This is a genomic window from Rheinheimera tangshanensis (assembly GCF_014645135.1).
GTDB lineage: Bacteria > Pseudomonadota > Gammaproteobacteria > Enterobacterales > Alteromonadaceae > Pararheinheimera > Pararheinheimera tangshanensis.
Genome location: NZ_BMLH01000001.1, coordinates 471,445 through 489,548 on the forward strand (window position 1 = coordinate 471,445; position 18,104 = coordinate 489,548).

The following is an 18,104-nucleotide window of genomic DNA, read 5'->3' on the forward strand; positions in this document are numbered from 1 at the left end:
TCACTCAGGCTGACAGCTAATACTTTAATCTGATGAGGCAGGACTTCCTCTACAGATTTGTTGTAATCAGGTAGCGACATTCGGCAAAAATAGCCTGTTTGTTCGATTATTGCGGCATCTTTGCACAGAGATGATCAACAGATGAATTTTTTTAAAGACATTTAAAGGGGCATTTAGTACAGTGACTGCCTTTTTTGACTTACTGATTTTACGGCCTGAAAACACAAAATAAGAAGCCGACTTAGAGACAACGGTGAGACAGGATACGAATGACAGAATTAAATAAACGTCAGGCTACCGCTTCTGAAGAAGCTTTGTGGCGCATATTTACTGTGCCAGAGGCACCGGACTCGACTTTAAGTATCATTGAGCAGAATATTTCACAGAACCTGGCTGGCTTTTTACGCGAAAGTATTGTCGCTGTAGAGAAGCCTCTCTGGCAAATTGAACGCGATTTTCAGGCTCATCAGATCCCATCAGAACCTAAATTTGTCTCGGATTATGCTGAGCAGATGATGGAAAAACTGGTGGCGCATTCAGTCCATACCGCAGCTCCAAGTTTTATTGGTCATATGACCTCGGCTTTGCCTTATTTTGTGTTGCCGTTGTCAAAAATGATGGTGGGTTTAAACCAGAATCTGGTAAAAATCGAAACCTCTAAAGCTTTCACTCCGCTAGAGCGTCAGGTCATCGGCATGATGCATCATCTGGTGTATGGTGAGGGCGACAGCTTCTATAAAAAATGGATGCACAGTGCTAACCATTCTTTAGGTGCTTTTTGCTCTGGCGGTACTATTGCCAATATCACTGCGCTTTGGATTGCCCGGAACCGTCTGCTAAAAGCCGAAGGTGACTTTAAAGGCGTCGCCAAAGAAGGCCTGTTCCGTGCGATGAAGTATTATGGCTATGAAGGTTTAGCCATTTTAGTCTCAGAGCGTGGGCATTATTCTTTAGGCAAAGCCGCTGATATTTTAGGTATTGGCCGTGAGTTCTTAGTGCCTGTGAAAACTGATGCGAACAACAAAGTACAAAGCGCTGAAATGCGTCGCATCAGTCGTGAACTGAATGATAAAAATATCAAAGTGATGGCGATAGTAGGTGTTGCAGGCACCACTGAAACAGGCAATGTCGACCCGCTGAATGATTTAGCGGATTTAGCCGCTGAACTGGGCTGCCATTTCCACGTAGATGCGGCCTGGGGCGGGGCCACTTTATTGTCGGATAAATACCGCCATCTGCTAAAGGGTATAGAAAGAGCTGATTCAGTCACTATTGACGCTCATAAACAAATGTACGTGCCTATGGGCGCTGGTATGGTGGTATTTAAACACCCCTCTTCTGCTCATGCGATAGAACACCATGCTGAGTATATTCTGCGCAAAGGCTCAAAAGATTTAGGCAGCCAGACGCTGGAAGGTTCACGCCCTGGTATGGCCATGCTGGTGCATGCTTGCCTTCAGGTGATTGGCCGTCAGGGTTATGAAATTCTGATTAATCGCAGTTTAGATAAAGCCCGCTATTTTGCGCAGCTTATTAAAGAGCACGCACAATTTGAGCTTATCACTGAGCCAGAGCTTTGTTTACTGACATATCGTTTTGTGCCTGCTCAAGTGCAACAGGCCATGGCTACTGCTTCAGCGGAAAAGCTGCAGAAGTTTAATGAGCTGCTGAATGGCCTGACGAAGTTTATTCAGAAAACCCAGCGTGAAGAAGGCCGCTCTTTTGTCTCCCGCACCAGGATTAAACCGGAACGCTATCATCGCCAGGACACAGTGGTCTTTCGCGTAGTGCTGGCGAATCCTCTGACCACAGATCAGATTTTATTGGATGTATTGGAAGAGCAGCAGCAAGTGGCTGCTTTGGATAAAGAGTTTCTGCCAAGATTGTTGCAAATGGCCAAAGATAGCACAGCTTAATCTTCAGATAACAGCTGCAATCATCATCTGCAGCGCCAGTGCCGATAATCCCAGTTTTATCCAGTGGATATAGCGGGGGTTCGGTTCTGGTGGCCTGATTTTAGCACCCAGGTAAGAGCCTGCTACAGCACCCACTATCAGCGCCGCTAAAGGCCACAGATAATCAAGATAGGCAAAACCTATCCAGCCAAATACAAGTACTTTGAGCAAATGGCTGATGGACATCATCAAGGCCGTTGTCACTATCACTTTGTTTTGATCAGCGCTTTGTTTCAGCAATAAGCTGGTGGCAATAGGCCCGGTCGCACCAACAAATAAACTTAAACCACTTTGTAAAAAGCCAATCCAGATAAAGTTTTCATAGCGGCTGAGCAGTTTTTTGAATCCCTTATGCCACAAGCTCAGTAAGATGTAGAGCCCGATAAACAACGGGAGCAGTTGTACAGGCAGCTGAGTCCATAGCCAGCCAGCTGCGGCCACACCCAACACTGAGCCTGCTAAAAAGCCCGGAATCAAAGACCACAATACATCTTGAAGTGAGAACAGGGCTCTGGAGCTATTACTGGCTAATTGCGTTAAACCGTGCACAGGCACTATGGCTGCGGCAGGCAGAAACAAGGGCAGGATAGCTATCAACAACATACCTCCGCCAAAACCTATTAAAGCGGCCAATAAGGATGTCAGGCAGGAGAGAATAAATAACAGGAGTAGCAAAGTCATGGCCTTTTCAGTGTGTATCTGCCTAAGCATGCGGCAGAACATAGTTTCTTACAACAGAGGCATTGCATCCGTAGTGACAGATCGCTACTTTAAGAACGGCATGACATAGGAGGAACGCAGAATGTCGGATAAAACCTTAGCTTTATCAAATGATAAAATGATCGCAGGGGTCTGTGGTGGTATAGCTGACTATTTTGGCTGGTCCAGTGGTGGTGTGCGTCTGGCCTATGTGTTGCTCTCTGTGTTATCCGCTGCATTCCCTGGCTTGTTTATCTATATCGTGTTGTGGCTGTTAATGCCAAAAAAAGACACTATTTAAACTCTTGAACTCAAAAGAACGGACTTCGTATGTATTCGGGCCAATGCCTTTGTGGTGAAGTAAAGGTAGAAATTCATGGTGGTATTACTGACATTATCCATTGCCATTGTTCTTTGTGTCGTAAATCCAGTGGTACGGCTTACGCCACTAATGGTTTTGTATTGAGTTCGGAGTTTCGTGTGGTGCTGGGCAAAGAATTGCTGAGCGCATTTTCTTTAAAACAGGGCAGGGTAAGGCATTTTTGTTCTCAGTGCGGCAGTCCTGTTTACAGCTCCAGCGCTGCAGATCCAACTCGGATCCGTATTCGCTTGGGCATACTGGATTCAGACATCACAGAGCGTCCCATCAGCCATAACTTTGTCTCGTCAAAAGCCTGCTGGGACAATCTGGATGCAGAGTTGCCCCGTTATGATGCTCATGAACCAGGCAGGACCTAAACTTCAATATTATCAATCAGACGGGTATTGCCTAGATAAGCTGCAGCCAGTATCACTAAAGGCTGGGAGCTGTCTGTGGCAGGTACTAGCGTCTGACGATTAGATATATTCATGTAATCCGCTTTGAAACCTGCAGCATTGAGCTTGTCTTTCGCTTGTTGCTCTAAAGCCCTGAAGTCAGAGAAGCCTTGATGTAACTGTTGTTTCATCCACTGTAAAACGCTGTACAAATCAGGCGCTATGGCGCGTTGTTCTGCAGTCAAATACCCATTGCGTGAACTTAAGGCTAAGCCATCCTCAGCACGGGTAGTGGGGACACCTATGATTTCAATCGGCATAGATAAATCGGCCACCATTTGGCGGATAATAGCCAGTTGCTGATAGTCTTTCTGGCCAAAACAGGCAATGTCAGGCTGGACCAGATTAAACAGCTTGGTCACTATGGTCGACACCCCACGGAAATGACCAGCGCGGCTAGCGCCGCAGTGGTGATCACCCAGTAAAGGCACCTCGACATAAGTCTGCACATCCAGGCCCCTGGGATAAATAATGGCAGGTGTAGGGGTAAATACCGCATCAGCGCCGTGTTCGGTCAAGCCTTTACAGTCCTGCTCCAGAGTGCGGGGATATTTATCTAAATCTTCATTGGCACCAAACTGCATAGGATTGACAAAAATACTGACAATGACTCTGTCGGCTCTTTGTTTGGCGGTATCGACTAACTGCAAATGGCCCTGGTGCAGATTACCCATAGTCGGCACAAATGCAATCCGTTCACCAGCATTGCGCCATTGCCGGATTAACGCTCGTAGTTGAACTATATCCTGAATCATTAACATAAAAAACCGACCTTAAAAGCTATGTTCAGGGCCAGGGAACTGGCCTTGTTTAACATCCTGGATGTATTTGCCGATGGCTTGTTTAATCTCACCGGTTTCCTGCAGGAAGTTTTTCGAGAATTTTGGAATATAACCCGAGCTGATGCCTAACAAGTCGTGCATCACTAAAATCTGACCATCAGTGTCTTTGCCTGCACCTATGCCAATCACCGGGATCACCAGAGCTTTGGAGATACGTTCAGCCAACGCAGACGGAATACATTCAACTACTAAAAGTTGAGCACCAGCGTCCTGTAAAGCTATAGCCTGTTGCACCATAGCATCTGCGGCTTGTTCGTCACGGCCTTGCACTTTAAAGCCGCCAAACACATGCACTGACTGAGGAGTTAAGCCTAAATGGCCACAGACCGGAATACCCCGTTCAGTCAAAGCTTTGATGGTCGGTAACAGGAAGTCACCGCCTTCAAGCTTGACCATATTGGCGCCAGCTTGCATCAGCGGAGTAGCGTTTTGCATCGCCTGTTCTACTGTGGCGTAACTCATAAAAGGCATATCGGCGATGACAAAAGCCAGCGGTGCGCCAGCGCGGACGCAGCGGGTGTGGTAGGCGATTTCAGCTGTTGTCACGGGTAATGTGTCACTGTGGCCTTGTAATACCATGCCCAGCGAATCACCAATTAAAATAACCTCAACACCAGCATCGGCAAACAATTTAGCGAAACTGGCGTCATAAGCCGTTAAGGCGGTAATTTTTTCGCCTTTTTGTTTCATCTTCAGCAATTGAGCGGTGGTAATTTTTGCCATTTTTCTCTCATCCGACCACAAGGGAATAATTCGGGGCGCACCTTGGCATAAAAAAACGCCAACGGCAAGTTATCCATCTTCTATATAACCAAGCAACCAGGAGTTGCAGGGAGGTGACAAGCCAGTAAGACCCCAGGAGCATAGTTAAGCTATGTCACTGAGGCGAGATGGCGCAGTCAACAAAGCTACAGCTTCAAGTACGACGGTTATAGACGAGTCAGGCCGTTTAAAGGCACAGTCGTCAGTAACTCGGTCAGTCTGGTGCCATCAGGTAATACCAAGTCTGAGTTTAGTTCTGCCAAAGGGTAAAGCACAAACTCACGTTGCTTCATGCCGTAATGTGGCACTGTTAAACGTTCGGTCTGAATGATTTCATGACCAAACAACAGAATATCTAAATCCAGAGTTCGAGGGCCCCAACGTTCGTCTTTACGCTGTCGACCTTGTTCCAGTTCTATCTTTTGTAATTCTGTCAGCAAATCTTCTGCCGCTAAGCGGGTATGAAGTGCTGCTACAGCGTTGACATAGTCTGGCTGATCCTGCGGCCCCATAGGTTTGGAGCCGTAAAAACCAGATACCTTCACCAGTGAGGTGTGTTTGATGCTCTGCAAAGCTATGACAGCCCGTTCTAACTGTTGCGGAGGCTGGGCTAAATTAGCGCCCAGCCCGACGTAAACCAGCGTATCAGCCATTGGTTGTTGAACCCGGAGGGCGACGTTTGGTGGGTGGGCGACGGCGGCGTGGCCGACGTTCAATACCTTCTTTACCGAGGTTTTGCACTAAAATTTCACGACCAGCTTCATCATCGGCCTGGAAACGTTGCCACCAGTTGGCCAGTTCCAATAATTCGCCACCTTCGGCCTGGGCCCGCAGTTGCAAGAAGTCGTAAGCACCACGGAATTTGGTTTGCTCCAGCAATTTAAAAGCCCGGCGGCCCGCACGCTTACTTAACCGGCCTTGCAGGAACCAAATATCTTTAATGGTCAGGCTAAAACGTTTTGGAATAGCGATAGAACGCTGCACTTCATCCAGTATTTCCATCATGGCGATATTCAGTGCATCCACTTCGTTTAAACCACTTTCTACCAGCAGTTTCTGTGCACGTTGTTCGACCGGGTACCAGAGCAAAGCTGCAAAGGTAAAAGCCGGAGTGACAGGCTTATCCACGGCAACACGCTGATCGGTGTCCTGCATGGCTTTAGTGATCATCGTAAACACTTTGCCGCTACTATCCTGCTTCAACACTTTAGCCAATTGCGGCAACAGCTGTTTGAGAATGCCTAAGTCATTCAGCATCACAAAGTTATCAAAGGCTTTGCCTGCCATAAATAGCTTGAGGAATTCTTCAAATAAACGGGCCGCCGGAATATTTTTTAAAAGTACCGCCAGCTCCTTAATCGGCTCCAGTGACGCTGGAGCTATCTCCATATTCAGCTTGGTGGCAAAACGCACGGCGCGCAGCATCCGTACCGGATCTTCACGATAACGGGTTTCAGGGTCGCCAATCAGTTCAATTTTGCGTTGTGCTATGGCTTCAATGCCGTTGGCAAAGTCGTAAATGGCAAAGTCAGCCACTGAGTAGTAAAGGGCATTGATACTAAAATCCCGACGCTCAGCGTCTTCTTCAATAGTGCCGTAGACGTTGTCACGTAAAATCTGGCCAGCATCACTTTGGCTGGCTTTAGGGCTGGTTTCATCGTCACCTGTGTGATGACCACGGAAGGTTGCCACTTCAATCACTTCACGGCCAAACACCACATGAGCCAAGCGGAAACGGCGGCCGATCAGGCGGCAGTTTTTAAATACCTGACGTACTTGTTCAGGATGCGCATTGGTCACTACATCAAAATCTTTCGGCTTTAAACCCAGCAAAATATCGCGGATACAACCACCGACCAGATAGGCCTCGTAACCCGCATCTTTTAGGCGGTATAACACTTTAAGTGCGTTAGGGCTGATGTCTTTACGCGACACAGAATGGGCGTCACGGGAGATTTTTTTCAGCTCAGGCAGAATGGATTGACGGCTTTTTTTGGGTTGAGCTACGCTCTCAACGCTTTTGCTGCCAAGGGTTCGGCGGCAAAAATCCAGGACTCGCGAAATAATGGCAGTACTCCTTGTGAGCATCTAAAAATGAACTCGATGAAAAAAGCGGCTAATGATACCGCAGCAGCCATAAAAATAGAATGTTCGGCCTTGTGCTTTATAAAAAATCTGTAGCTTTTTGTTCGTTTTGACCGGGGATTTGTCTGATTTGCCAGTGTGTGCTGGCCCAGTTTAATAATTCACTGGCACAAGCTCCTGTCAGCTCAGTTGGCGGAGGATGACCTAAAAAACGTAAAACAGCAGTTAGAGTCTCGCTGACAGGCCAATGATCTACCGCCGGAGCATGGTTTTGTTTACTCAGTTTAAAACCGGGCTCGGCTACCGCCAAAGGCAAATGCAAGTAGGCGGGTGCTGCTTTGCCAAGTAGTTGAAACAGTGCCTGTTGTCGGGTGGTCAGTTCGAGTAAGTCTGCACCGCGCACTACTTCTGTAATGCCTTGATCCAAATCGTCCACGACCACCACGAGCTGGTAAGCAAATAAGCCATCACGGCGCTTTAAAATATAATCTTCAGCGGCTAATGCAGTGGGGACCTGCACTTCGCCTGCCAGCAGATCGGTAAAACTTGTGGCCGTGGCCGGTGCTTTTAGGCGCCATGCCAGCGAGTCTCCGCTCAGGTGTTGATCCCGGCAAAACCCATCATACCCCTGAGGCAAGCTTTGAATACGGGCACGGCTGCAGTTGCAGGCATAGGTAAGTTGCTGTTGTTTTAACAGATCCAACACCTGTTGGTAGCGTTCTAGTCTCTGACTTTGCACCCAGACATCGCCATCCCAGAACAGTTGATAACGTTCTAAAGTGCGCAAAATAGCATCAGCAGCACCGGTTTGCATCCGGGGGGTATCAATATCTTCCATCCGAACCAGCCATTGGCCTTGTTGGGATTTGGCTTGCAGATAGCTGCCCACAGCAGCGATGAGGGATCCAAAATGCAAAGGGCCGGATGGCGATGGCGCAAACCGGCCCCTGTAGGCAGGAGGGACAACAGGCATCATTAACCGCCCAGTTGTTTTTCCTTGATTTCAGCCAGTGTTTTGCAGTCGATACACAGATCGGCCGTAGGACGGGCTTCTAAACGTTTGATACCAATTTCGATACCACAGGTATCGCAGTAACCAAAGTCTTCGTCTTCGATTTTCTGCAGAGTTTTTTCAATCTTTTTCAGTAATTTACGTTCGCGATCCCGAGCACGTAATTCCAGACTGAACTCTTCTTCCTGAGCAGCACGATCCACTGGATCCGGGAAGTTTGCAGCTTCATCGGCCATATGGTTTTTGGTGCGATCCACTTCTTCACGTAACTGTTGACGCCATGCGTCCAGAATGCGGCGGAAATGGTCCAGCTGTTTTGGGTTCATGTACTCTTCGCCCTGCGCGGCCTGATAAGGCTCTACGCCAGCAAGGGCTAACAGTCCCAAAGTTTTTACGGTTTTGCCTTCTGGCATGATCATCTCCTGTAAAACAGTGCCAAGCAAAAAGTTGGCGGCTAGTGATAGCAGAAAAATATGACAGCTGCAATCACTATTAAAAAAGCCGCGGAAGTATACAGAGCAGAAGTGCCTGCGTCACCTTTTTTCCGACAGGTCAAAAATTTAGCTGATTTCATCAGACCACACTCTAAACTGCAAAAACACAGCTTGGGAAGTATTGTTCTTTGCTGCATCTGTTAACTTATTCAAAACAGGAGATATTTATTGCTTTAGTTTGTTAAAGTAATGCTCTTTTATTTAGGGGCGGGCACTGAGTATGGCCATCGAATGGGTTATTGCGTATTTGTTGTTGGGCGGCGCTGTGGGTTTTTTTGCCGGATTACTGGGAGTTGGCGGTGGCGGCATTATGGTGCCTGTGCTGACTGCTTTATTTTTAGCACAGCAATTTCCGGCTGAATTGTCTGTGCATATGGCATTAGCAACTTCTATGGCCGCTATTATCGTCACCTCCTTTTCCAGTATGCGTAGTCATCAGCGCCATGGCGCTATTTTATGGCCTGTGGTCTGGAAATTAACGCCAGCCATACTCATAGGCACTGTAGCAGCTGCTTATTTGGCTGCTGCTTTATCTTCGTTGGCTTTGGCTATCTTCTTCTGCTGTTTTATGACTTATGTCGCAATACAGATGCTGTTGAATATAAAACCTAAAGCTAGCCGTCAATTGCCTGGGGTTGTAGGTTTTAGTGGCGTCGGGTTGGTTATTGGAGCGGTATCAGCCTTAGTGGCTATAGGCGGTGGTTCGCTGACTGTGCCTTTTCTCACCTGGTGTAATGTCAAAATTCAACAGGCCATAGCCACTTCTGCTGCTGTGGGTTTACCTATAGCCATAAGCGGTACGCTAGGCTATTTTCTGGCTGGGGCTTCCACAGACACGGTATTACCACAATACAGTCTGGGTTATGTCTACTTACCCGCTATGCTGCTTATCGCTTCTGTCAGTTACTTTACTGCACCGCTTGGAGCCTCGCTGGCCCATCGTTTGCCTGTAGCTACTTTAAAGAAAGTGTTTGCCGCATTGCTTATCGCGTTAAGCGCGAAAATGTTACAGAGCGTCCTAAGCAGTTAAGTGGCTGTGATACACTCGGCCTTATACTTTATCCACGTAATAAGAGATAAAACCTATGTCTGACCTGATTCAAATTCGTTTAAGCAGCGCTGCTGCGGATGCCAAATGGGGCAAAAATGTAGCGCTGACACCAGACGCTACTGGCTATCAGTTGCATGTTAAAGCTGCTGATTTACGTGCAGTGCAAAAAGCCGGCCGTCAGCTCGATACCTTAGGTATTCAACAATTCCAGCTGGCAGGTGATGGTTGGACTGTCGATAGCCAGTGGGCCTTGTATCAGGGCTTTTGTACTGCCAAAAAACTGGGTGCTATAGGCTGGACAGGCACAGACGCTGAACAACAGCAATTACAGCAGTTACATCAAAGCTTCAGTTGGGCTAAAGCCATTATCAACCAGACGCCAGAAGATTTATCCCCTGTCACTTTGGCGGAGCAGGCTGCTGCTTTTATTCGTTCTGTAGCGCCAGAAGGTACTGTATCCACTGAAATTATTGCCGGTTCTGCGTTATTGCAGCAGGGCTGGGTAGGCATTCATGCGGTAGGGCGTGGCAGCGATCGCGACCCGGCCATGTTAGTACTGGATTACAACCCAACAGGCAAAGCCGATGCGCCTGTGTTTGCAGCTTTGGTCGGTAAGGGCATCACGTTTGACAGTGGTGGTTATTCGATTAAAGCCAGCGAAGGCATGGTGACCATGAAGTGCGATATGGGTGGTGCAGCTACTGTCACTGCTGCATTAGCTTTGGCGATTTTGCAGGGCTTAAACAAAAGAGTACAGCTGATTTTATGCTGTGCAGAAAACCTGATCTCAGGTGGCGCCTTTAAATTGGGCGATATCCTGACTTATAAAAATGGCGTCACTGTCGAAATCGTCAATACCGATGCTGAAGGCCGTTTGGTATTGGCGGATGGTTTACAAAAAGCTGCAGAAGCAACGCCAGAACTTATTATTGATGCTGCGACTTTAACAGGTGCAGCGGTGAACGCCTTAGGCACCGAATACAATGCAGTTTTTGCCTTGGATAAGGCCCTGGCACAACGGGTGTTAAGTTATGCCGAACAAGTGCAGGAAGCTGCCTGGCAATTACCGCTGGAAAAATGGCATCAGGGCCAATGTCCTTCACCTTATGCTGATACGGCCAATAGCCGTCCTGTCAAAGGTGGCGGTGCCGGTGGCGCCAGCAATGCGGCAGGTTTTTTAAGTCGTTTTGTGCCGAACGACGGCAAAGGTTGGGTGCATTTAGATTTAGCGGCAGCTTTTCATAATTCAGCCAATGGCTTTTGGGCCGCAGGTGCAACAGGTATGGGTATTCGTTTAGTGGCTCAAACCCTGACACAGGAATAATTATTGGCTAATTGCTGTTTAAGGCAGCAATTGGCAGAAACATTGATGTTTCTGACTTCGGTTCAATGGAAAAAGCAGCTAAGATAAGGCTGCTTTTTGTTTTTAGCGAGACTTGATTTGTTACCTGTTGCACAGATTTGCCCACAGCTGGTTCAGAGTCTGAAACAGCACAACAAAGTGATTTTATCTGCGCCGCCCGGTGCAGGTAAATCAACCTACCTGCCGCTGTTTTTACTGAACCATGCCGATTTTGCTGGAAAAACTATTCTGCTGTTAGAACCCAGGCGACTTGCTGCTAAAAGCATTGCCAGTTATCTGGCCAGTCAGTTAAATGAAGCTGTGGGGCAGCAGGTTGGGTATCAAATTCGCCATGAAAAAAGTTACAGTAAAAATACCCGCTTATTAATAGTCACAGAAGGTGTGTTGATCCGAAAGATTCAGCAGGATCCACAACTTACAGGCATAGACCTGATTATCTTTGATGAATTTCATGAGCGTTCCGTACAAGCCGATTTAGCTTTGGCGTTGGTGCTGGAAGTTCAGCAACTCAATAGCGATTTGCAATTGTTGATCATGTCGGCGACTTTAGATCAGCACAAACTAGCACTAGCCTTAGACGCACCTGTGCTGAGCAGCGAAGGCCGAAGTTATCCGGTGGAGATTCTTTATCAAGCGCTTACAGCCGAACCAATCTGGTTACAAAGTGCCAGATTAAGCCTGCAAGCCAGCCTTAAACATCAGGGTAGTATCCTTACTTTTTTACCAGGCCAACGTGATATTAATCAGGCCAGAGATTGGTTGCTGGAACACAACAAAGACAGTCGGTTAGATATTTATGCATTATCTGGTGCTTTAACTTTGGCCGAGCAGCAACAGGCTATAGCACCGAGCCCACAAGGGCTGCGCAAACTGGTACTGACCACCAATATTGCTGAAACCAGCTTGACCATCGAAGGTATTGAAGTGGTGGTGGATTCAGGTTTGTGTCGTCAGGCGGTGTATCACCCCAAACATGGCTTAACCCGTCTTGAAACTGTAGCCATCAGTCAGGCCGCAGCGGTGCAAAGAGCTGGACGGGCTGGTCGTTTATCTGCTGGTATTTGTTATCGGCTTGACAGCGCTGAGCTGTGGCAACGCCGTGCCGCTTTTACCCCTGCGGCTGTATTGCAATCCGATTTAACCGCATTACTTTTGGACATTTCAGCCTGGGGCTGCTCAGCAGATCAATTATTCTGGCTGGATCAACCGCCTCAAGCCAATCTAAAGTCAGCCGCCTGGGTGTTGTTGCAACTTAAAGCCATCAATGACAAAGGCCAGATCACTGAATTTGGCCGACAGCTGTTAGCTACAGGTACTGAGCCACGACTAGCCGCTTTAGTGCTGCATGGCAAAGAGCTGGAGCAACAAGGTGAGCAAGGCGCTGCCTGGCTTGCAGTGGTGCTGGCCACTCTGCTGGAAAACCCAAACCGCAGCCGTGAACAGGATATAGACCAGGTGTTGCAGCAGCCTTTGTATGGCGCTCTCTTGCTGCAGGCAAAACAACTGGCACAACAGAATCAGATCCAGGTGAGCAACTATTTACCTCAGCATCTAACGGCTGCTTTATTAAGCCGTGCTTTTCCTGACCGTATTGCGTTGCAAAGAGGCAAGGGTTATCTGCTGACCAACAGCGCAGGTGCATTATTATTTCCTGATAGTCCCTTAGTTGGAGCTGAAGTGCTGGTGATCTGTGATTTGTATTTTGGTCAAAGTACACAAGTCAGTCTGGCCGCTCGCTGGACTATGGCGGAGCTGATGCAAGAGTGGCGGGCTGATTTACAGCAGCAGTCCTATGTCGGCTTTGACGCGCAGCAAGGCCGTTTTATTGCAGAGCAGCGTTTAATGCTGGGCTGTTGTGTGCTGGAACGTAAACCGCTGAATACAAAACTGACAGAGACAGAGCAGCAGCAAGCCTGGTTAGATTGGTTAAAGCAGCAAGGCTTGCAGGCGTTGCCATGGACTGAACAGGCATTGCAATTAAGGCACAGGCTGCAATTGATGCAGCGACTGATGCCGGAACATCAGTTAGCCAAAGTCGATGACGAAGCCTTGTGGGCAGATGCAGAGGTCTGGTTAGCTCCGGCCTTAGGCAGGTTTACAAAACTGAATGATTTGAATAAGTTAGACCTTTACACTTTATTGTGGCAACGTCTTAGTTACAAAGAGCAGCAACTGCTTACCAGCTGTATGCCAGACAGTTGGCGTTCAGCTGTAGGATCTATGATCCCTGTTCACTACAGCGATGAGGGAGAAGCTATTTTGTCTGTTCGAATTCAGGAAATGTTTGGTCAGCTTGAGACTCCTGCTGTGGCAAACGGGCGTTTAGCCATGAAAATTCATTTATTGTCGCCAGCGCGTCGCCCTTTACAGGTAACTCAGGATTTGGCCAGTTTCTGGGCCACTAGTTATGCTGAAGTGAAAAAGGAAATGAAGGGCCGTTACCCAAAACATTATTGGCCCGACAACCCAGCACAGGCTATGCCGACCAATAAAACTAAAAAAGCTATGCAAAAATGACACAAAAACAAAGCCGTACATCAAGAAAAAAACCATCAGCCAAAAATGCCAAACGCCCGCAATTTGCCAGACAAATGTTGTGGCTGGCGCTGAAAATTGGCCTGGTATTGCTGCTGACCTTATTTATTTATCTGATTTATCTGGATAGCAAAATTACCACCTTGTTCTCCAGTCATAAATGGCAATTTCCAGCTCAGGTTTATGCCCGCAGTCTGGAATTAATACCAGGTAAAAGTCTGACGCAAAAACAACTGGTCAGCGAGCTGGAACTGCTGCAATACAGGGCTGTGGATAAAATTAATGGTCCTGGTCAATACAGTCAGAGTGGGACTAAAGTGACTGTGTTTCGCCGCGCCTTTCAGTTTGCCGATGGTTATGATCAGGAAGAAGTCTTTACTGTGTCCTTTGCCGGTCAAAGGGTGCACAACATTTATGATCATCAGCTGAAAAAGTCGGTACAAAAATCCCGGATTGAACCTCAGCTGGTGCAGCATTTAGTCTCTTCAGAACAGGAAGACAGGGAGATGGTGACTCTGGCAGATATGCCGGAGCATATTAAACAGGCTTTGCTGACCATTGAAGATCGGGATTTCTATCAGCATCACGGTGTTTCTGTCTGGTCTGTTGTTCGTGCATTTTGGGCCAATTTAATGGCTGGACGTACAGTACAGGGCGGCTCAACCTTAACCCAGCAGTTAGCAAAAAACATGTATCTAACGGCGGATAAAACCATGATCCGCAAGGTGAACGAAGCACTGATTGCGTTAATTCTGGATTATCGTTACAGCAAGGATCAGATCCTTGAAGCTTATTTGAACGAAATTTTTATCGGCCAGTTCCACAGCAATGCTGTTCACGGTTTTGCGCTCGGTAGTAAGTTCTATTTCGGTAAACCTCTGGATGAGTTGTTGCCCGAAGAATATGCGTTGCTGGTGGCGATAGTCAAAGGTCCTTCTTATTACGATCCACGGCGTTTTGGCGCACGAGCTAAAGATCGCCGTGACCTGGTGCTGAAAATGCTTCACGCTGAAGAGTTGTTATCTGATGCTGATTATCAGCGCGCTGTTAGCAAACCGCTTGCTGTGATCCCTTTGGGACATCATTTGAAAGGCCGTTCGCCGTCTTATCTGGACGCTGTTAAACGTGAGCTGAAAAATTTAGTCACAGATCCAGCAGTGATTGCAGAAGGGATGAAGATATTTACCTACATGGATCCGCAGGCTCAATTGGCGGCCGAGCAGGTTGTGAAACAACGTCTTTCAGAATTAGATAGCCAACTGGAAGCTGCTATGGTGGTGACGGATTATCAGGCGGGGTCGTACAAAGCTATAGTAGGAGGCAAGGCCGTGCATTTTGCCGGATATAACAGAGCCTTAGATGCCCGTCGTCAGATTGGCAGTATAGTAAAACCTGTGTTGTATCTGCAGGCTCTGAGCAGGCCGGAGCAATTTAGTCTGGCGACTATGCTCGATGACAGCCCTATTCATCTGAAGGGCAGCCAGGGCGGCTGGAGTCCACAGAACTTTGATAAAAAATTCCGTGGTCAGGTCACTTTAATCCAGGCCTTATCCGAATCACTCAATGTGCCAACAGTGCGTTTAGGTCTAAAACTGGGTTTACCTGCTTTGCGGGACGGTTTCAGCAAACTGGGGCTTGAACGTGAACTAAAAATGCAGCCTTCGGCTTTTTTAGGGGCTGTAGAACTGACTCCTGCTGAAGTTGCTCAGCTTTATCAGGTGATTGCCAATAAAGGCCGTTATATAAAATTGGCGAGCATAGAGTCTATAACTAAAACAGATGGAACTATGCTGTATCAGCGCAGAAACATTGTGCAACAAAGAGTTACAGAAGAAGCTGATTATCTGTTGCAATATGCGATGCAACAAAGCACACGCAGTGGTACATCAAAAATACTAGCGAATCAGTTTGCTGGTATTCGTTTTGCCGGAAAAACCGGAACCTCCAGCGATCACAAAGACAGCTGGTTTACCGGTTTTGAACATGAATTGTCCGTCACGGTCTGGTTAGGCCGGGATGACAATAAATCTATAGGTTTAACCGGGGGATCAGGTGCTTTAACTTTGTTCAGTCAGTATTTCAGAACTGTACCACCGAACTCTTTGTTCAGAGCTATACCACCTGATGTTACCTTAGGACGTTTTTCAGTAACAACGGGCAGACCCGTGGCAGATGATTGTGACGGAAGCATGTTGTTACCTAAAGTTGTCAGTGCGACACTCATTACAGAGTGCGAATAAACGGGAATTATTGACTTATGTCGTTCAGGCCAGAGAAACAGTTAAAAGTTGAAGAGTGGTGGTATTTGCCACAGCTGGACAAGCTGGCAAAACTCAACAACAGGATGGAGGTCAGTGAGTTAGCTGATCTCGATCACCTGTGTCAAAGCGTACTGAATTTTTTCCTGATGAACCCAGGTCGCCTGATCAGTAAGGAAGAACTGTTAAAAGAAGTCTGGCAAATGACCTCTGTCACTGATGGCCGTGTAGCCCGGGTGATCAGTATTTTACGTGATGTGTTAGGGGATGATGTTAAATCCCCTCGTTATATCGAAACTATTCCAAAGCGTGGTTATCGTTTTATTGCCAAAGTGATAGAGCAGGAACAACTGATAGCTCCAGCTTCTGACGGTCAGGAAGAGCCTGCCAGTGCGGCGGAGCGGAAAATAAACCGTATCTGGTGGTTGAGCCTGACTGCCGCCACAGTATTACTCGCTGTGTTAGCCAGTTGGCTCTTTTGGCCCGGCGACTCAGATCTTGAAAAACAAGCGCCTTTTGTGAACTGGAGTCCGGTGTCTTCGTTAGATGGTTTTGAGTATTATCCGGCGATTTCAAACGATAAAAAGTTTTTGGTGTACAGCTATCAAAAAAGTAAAAATCACTCCAATGTGTTGATGCTGCAGAATTTACGGAATCATCAAACGCAACAACTGACACAAAGTGACGCAGATGATTATGGCGCAAGTTTTCGGCCTGATGGCAAAGCCATCGCCTATCAACGATTAAAATACCGTGAATCCTGTGAAATCCGCCTACTAACTTTTACCGGTGAACCCGGTTTTTCTGCAACAGAAGATAAATTGTTGAGCTCTTGTGGTGCAGCTAGCACATCAACCCGCATCTCCTGGGCACCAGATGGTAAATCTTTGTTATTTAGCAGCGATGAAAATGGTGCAAAACGTATGGCAATTTTTTCGCTGGATATAGCTTCAGGTAATAAAACCCAGCTGGTTTTGCCGAGTAATTCAGGAATGGGGGATTTTACTGCCCGTTATTCTCATAGTGGCGATAAAATTGCCTTTTTACGTGATGTGGCCAGTAATTCAGTGCAAATCTGGCTAATGGATTTAAATAGCAGAGAAACCTCGTTATTACTGCATCTTAAACATAGTTATCCGGGCGATATTGCCTGGAGCCATGATGATAAACAGATTTATTATCCTGCCCGAAAATGGAATATTGAAAGTGTTGATGTGAATACAGCCGAACAAACAACCATAGCTCTTACCAATAACCAGGCTTATGAAATAGCTTTAGGGGCAAACAAGGAGTTTTATGGTGTGATAGGGCGTTATGGGAACTATTATATTAAAAAGTTTAATAACCCTATGACCAACCCTAAACCATCTGAAGAAATAGTTTTTAAATCCAACCGCAGTGAACGTATGGTGGAAGCGAATCCTACTTTGGATGGGCCAACAGCTGCTGTATCTATGCGTACCGGTTTGCCTCAGGTCTGGTTATTTTACCCAGACGGCAGGCAGCAGATGATTAGCCAGTTTGAAACTTCAGTGGTGATATCTGATATGGAGTTTTCCGGTGATGGTAAGCAATTGTTGGTGCTGATAGATCAGGAAGTCTGGTTATTTGATTTAGCAGGTCAGGCTAAACGGATCAGCGCAAAAGGGGATGTGGTAAAAAACCTAAGTTGGGGTCAGCAAACCAATACTGTATTTTATACAGTCAATAATAAAGGCAATTGGCTGGTGATGTCTTATCAGTTGGATTCGGAAAACCAGCCTGTAGCCTATCTGGATGGCGTTGATTTATTTGTCCAAAGCAAAGGTAGTAACCATCAGTTAAAACGAAGTACGGCCACAGGCCGATACAGTATTTTGACAGAACAGGGCGAAGAACTTTTAAGTGATGAAGTGCAGAGACTAATATTTGTTGAGTCCTCTACTTTTTTGCTGCGGGAAAATGGTCTGTATTTTTCCGCTATTAATGATCAGCAGCAAAGCCAGTTATATTTTTACTCTTACAAGGATAAAGTTCTGACTCCTTTGGCTTTGGTGTCTGATTTATATTCATCCCGTTTTTCGTTAAGTCATGATGGTCAGTATATTTATATGGTGATAGGAGAGACTCAGGATTTAGATATAGCTAAATTAGAGCTAAAAACCATAAAATAATCATTAATTTATAATAATTTCATCAGTTTATGTATTTGCAGACATCCGATAGTGTGTTGGTCAAATTTAACCACTCTAT

15 protein-coding genes are annotated in these 18,104 nt (G+C 46.8%); 8 read left to right on the forward strand and 7 right to left on the reverse strand.

Going from position 1 to position 18,104, the window contains the following annotated elements; genetic code table 11:
- Window positions 1-269 precede the first annotated feature (269 nt).
- The gene (panP, locus tag IEW88_RS02170) at window positions 270-1,916 is read left to right on the forward strand and encodes a pyridoxal-dependent aspartate 1-decarboxylase PanP (protein WP_147902919.1); all 1,647 of its coding nucleotides are present in this window, start codon (window positions 270-272) and stop codon (window positions 1,914-1,916) included.
- 3 nt (window positions 1,917-1,919) lie between these two features.
- Here panP and IEW88_RS02175 read toward each other — a convergent pair whose 3' ends face one another.
- A complete protein-coding gene (locus tag IEW88_RS02175) occupies window positions 1,920-2,636 on the reverse strand; it encodes a sulfite exporter TauE/SafE family protein (RefSeq protein ID WP_147902918.1) in 717 nt (238 codons plus the stop codon).
- Between the two features lie 121 nt (window positions 2,637-2,757).
- On the opposite strand from IEW88_RS02175, the gene IEW88_RS02180 reads away from it, so the two are divergent.
- Entirely contained in the window at window positions 2,758-2,955 is a 198-nt protein-coding gene (locus tag IEW88_RS02180; protein WP_147902917.1) for a PspC domain-containing protein, read from the forward strand.
- A 29-nt stretch (window positions 2,956-2,984) separates the two neighbouring features.
- Window positions 2,985-3,392, forward strand: a complete 408-nt coding sequence (locus tag IEW88_RS02185) for a GFA family protein (protein WP_147902916.1) — start codon at window positions 2,985-2,987, stop codon at window positions 3,390-3,392.
- On the opposite strand, the gene panC is transcribed toward IEW88_RS02185, so the two are convergent.
- The 6 genes from panC to dksA all read right to left on the reverse strand — a co-directional run bounded on the left by panC (window position 3,389) and on the right by dksA (window position 8,584).
- Entirely contained in the window at window positions 3,389-4,231 is an 843-nt protein-coding gene (gene panC / locus IEW88_RS02190; protein ID WP_147902915.1) for a pantoate--beta-alanine ligase, read from the reverse strand. The genes IEW88_RS02185 and panC overlap by 4 nt on opposite strands.
- Before the next feature lie 12 nt (window positions 4,232-4,243).
- Window positions 4,244-5,035 (reverse strand): 3-methyl-2-oxobutanoate hydroxymethyltransferase, encoded by a 792-nt coding sequence (gene panB, locus IEW88_RS02195; RefSeq protein ID WP_147902914.1) that lies wholly within the window; start codon window positions 5,033-5,035, stop codon window positions 4,244-4,246.
- A gap of 206 nt (window positions 5,036-5,241) precedes the next feature.
- Complete coding sequence (gene folK, locus IEW88_RS02200; protein ID WP_147902913.1) at window positions 5,242-5,727, reverse strand: 2-amino-4-hydroxy-6-hydroxymethyldihydropteridine diphosphokinase; 486 nt, start codon at window positions 5,725-5,727, stop codon at window positions 5,242-5,244.
- A complete protein-coding gene (gene pcnB, locus IEW88_RS02205) occupies window positions 5,720-7,162 on the reverse strand; it encodes a polynucleotide adenylyltransferase PcnB (protein ID WP_053425630.1) in 1,443 nt (480 codons plus the stop codon). Before pcnB ends, folK begins: the two co-directional genes overlap by 8 nt.
- 76 nt (window positions 7,163-7,238) lie before the next feature.
- Window positions 7,239-8,135, reverse strand: a complete 897-nt coding sequence (gluQRS, locus tag IEW88_RS02210; RefSeq protein ID WP_147902912.1) for a tRNA glutamyl-Q(34) synthetase GluQRS — start codon at window positions 8,133-8,135, stop codon at window positions 7,239-7,241.
- Entirely contained in the window at window positions 8,135-8,584 is a 450-nt protein-coding gene (dksA, locus tag IEW88_RS02215; protein WP_046518342.1) for an RNA polymerase-binding protein DksA, read from the reverse strand. Before dksA ends, gluQRS begins: the two co-directional genes overlap by 1 nt.
- Before the next feature lie 301 nt (window positions 8,585-8,885).
- Between dksA and IEW88_RS02220 the strand changes: the two genes are divergently transcribed.
- The 5 genes from IEW88_RS02220 to IEW88_RS02240 all read left to right on the forward strand — a co-directional run bounded on the left by IEW88_RS02220 (window position 8,886) and on the right by IEW88_RS02240 (window position 18,025).
- Window positions 8,886-9,695, forward strand: coding sequence for a sulfite exporter TauE/SafE family protein (locus IEW88_RS02220; protein WP_147902911.1), 810 nt, complete (start codon window positions 8,886-8,888; stop codon window positions 9,693-9,695).
- Between the two features lie 55 nt (window positions 9,696-9,750).
- On the forward strand, window positions 9,751-11,040 hold the full coding sequence (gene pepB, locus IEW88_RS02225) for an aminopeptidase PepB (RefSeq protein ID WP_147902910.1): 1,290 nt from the start codon (window positions 9,751-9,753) through the stop codon (window positions 11,038-11,040).
- A gap of 96 nt (window positions 11,041-11,136) precedes the next feature.
- The gene (gene hrpB, locus IEW88_RS02230) at window positions 11,137-13,596 is read left to right on the forward strand and encodes an ATP-dependent helicase HrpB (protein ID WP_229670240.1); all 2,460 of its coding nucleotides are present in this window, start codon (window positions 11,137-11,139) and stop codon (window positions 13,594-13,596) included.
- Entirely contained in the window at window positions 13,593-15,854 is a 2,262-nt protein-coding gene (gene mrcB, locus IEW88_RS02235) for a penicillin-binding protein 1B (protein ID WP_147902909.1), read from the forward strand. Before hrpB ends, mrcB begins: the two co-directional genes overlap by 4 nt.
- Window positions 15,855-15,871: 17 nt before the next feature.
- Complete coding sequence (locus tag IEW88_RS02240) at window positions 15,872-18,025, forward strand: winged helix-turn-helix domain-containing protein (RefSeq protein WP_147902908.1); 2,154 nt, start codon at window positions 15,872-15,874, stop codon at window positions 18,023-18,025.
- Window positions 18,026-18,104: the final 79 nt, after the last annotated feature.

Bases quoted from the DNA above. Each gene is read 5' to 3' on its own strand.
- panP (WP_147902919.1), top strand. From the start codon at position 270: ATGACAGAATTAAATAAACGTCAGGCTACCGCTTCTGAAGAAGCTTTG.
- panB (WP_147902914.1), bottom strand. From the start codon at position 5,035: ATGGCAAAAATTACCACCGCTCAATTGCTGAAGATGAAACAAAAAGGC.
- IEW88_RS02240 (WP_147902908.1), top strand. From the start codon at position 15,872: ATGTCGTTCAGGCCAGAGAAACAGTTAAAAGTTGAAGAGTGGTGGTAT.
- IEW88_RS02220 (WP_147902911.1), top strand. From the start codon at position 8,886: ATGGCCATCGAATGGGTTATTGCGTATTTGTTGTTGGGCGGCGCTGTG.
- dksA (WP_046518342.1), bottom strand. From the start codon at position 8,584: ATGCCAGAAGGCAAAACCGTAAAAACTTTGGGACTGTTAGCCCTTGCT.
- folK (WP_147902913.1), bottom strand. From the start codon at position 5,727: ATGGCTGATACGCTGGTTTACGTCGGGCTGGGCGCTAATTTAGCCCAG.
- IEW88_RS02180 (WP_147902917.1), top strand. From the start codon at position 2,758: ATGTCGGATAAAACCTTAGCTTTATCAAATGATAAAATGATCGCAGGG.
- IEW88_RS02175 (WP_147902918.1), bottom strand. From the start codon at position 2,636: ATGACTTTGCTACTCCTGTTATTTATTCTCTCCTGCCTGACATCCTTA.
- panC (WP_147902915.1), bottom strand. From the start codon at position 4,231: ATGTTAATGATTCAGGATATAGTTCAACTACGAGCGTTAATCCGGCAA.
- pcnB (WP_053425630.1), bottom strand. From the start codon at position 7,162: ATGCTCACAAGGAGTACTGCCATTATTTCGCGAGTCCTGGATTTTTGC.
- gluQRS (WP_147902912.1), bottom strand. From the start codon at position 8,135: ATGATGCCTGTTGTCCCTCCTGCCTACAGGGGCCGGTTTGCGCCATCG.
- pepB (WP_147902910.1), top strand. From the start codon at position 9,751: ATGTCTGACCTGATTCAAATTCGTTTAAGCAGCGCTGCTGCGGATGCC.
- IEW88_RS02185 (WP_147902916.1), top strand. From the start codon at position 2,985: ATGTATTCGGGCCAATGCCTTTGTGGTGAAGTAAAGGTAGAAATTCAT.
- mrcB (WP_147902909.1), top strand. From the start codon at position 13,593: ATGACACAAAAACAAAGCCGTACATCAAGAAAAAAACCATCAGCCAAA.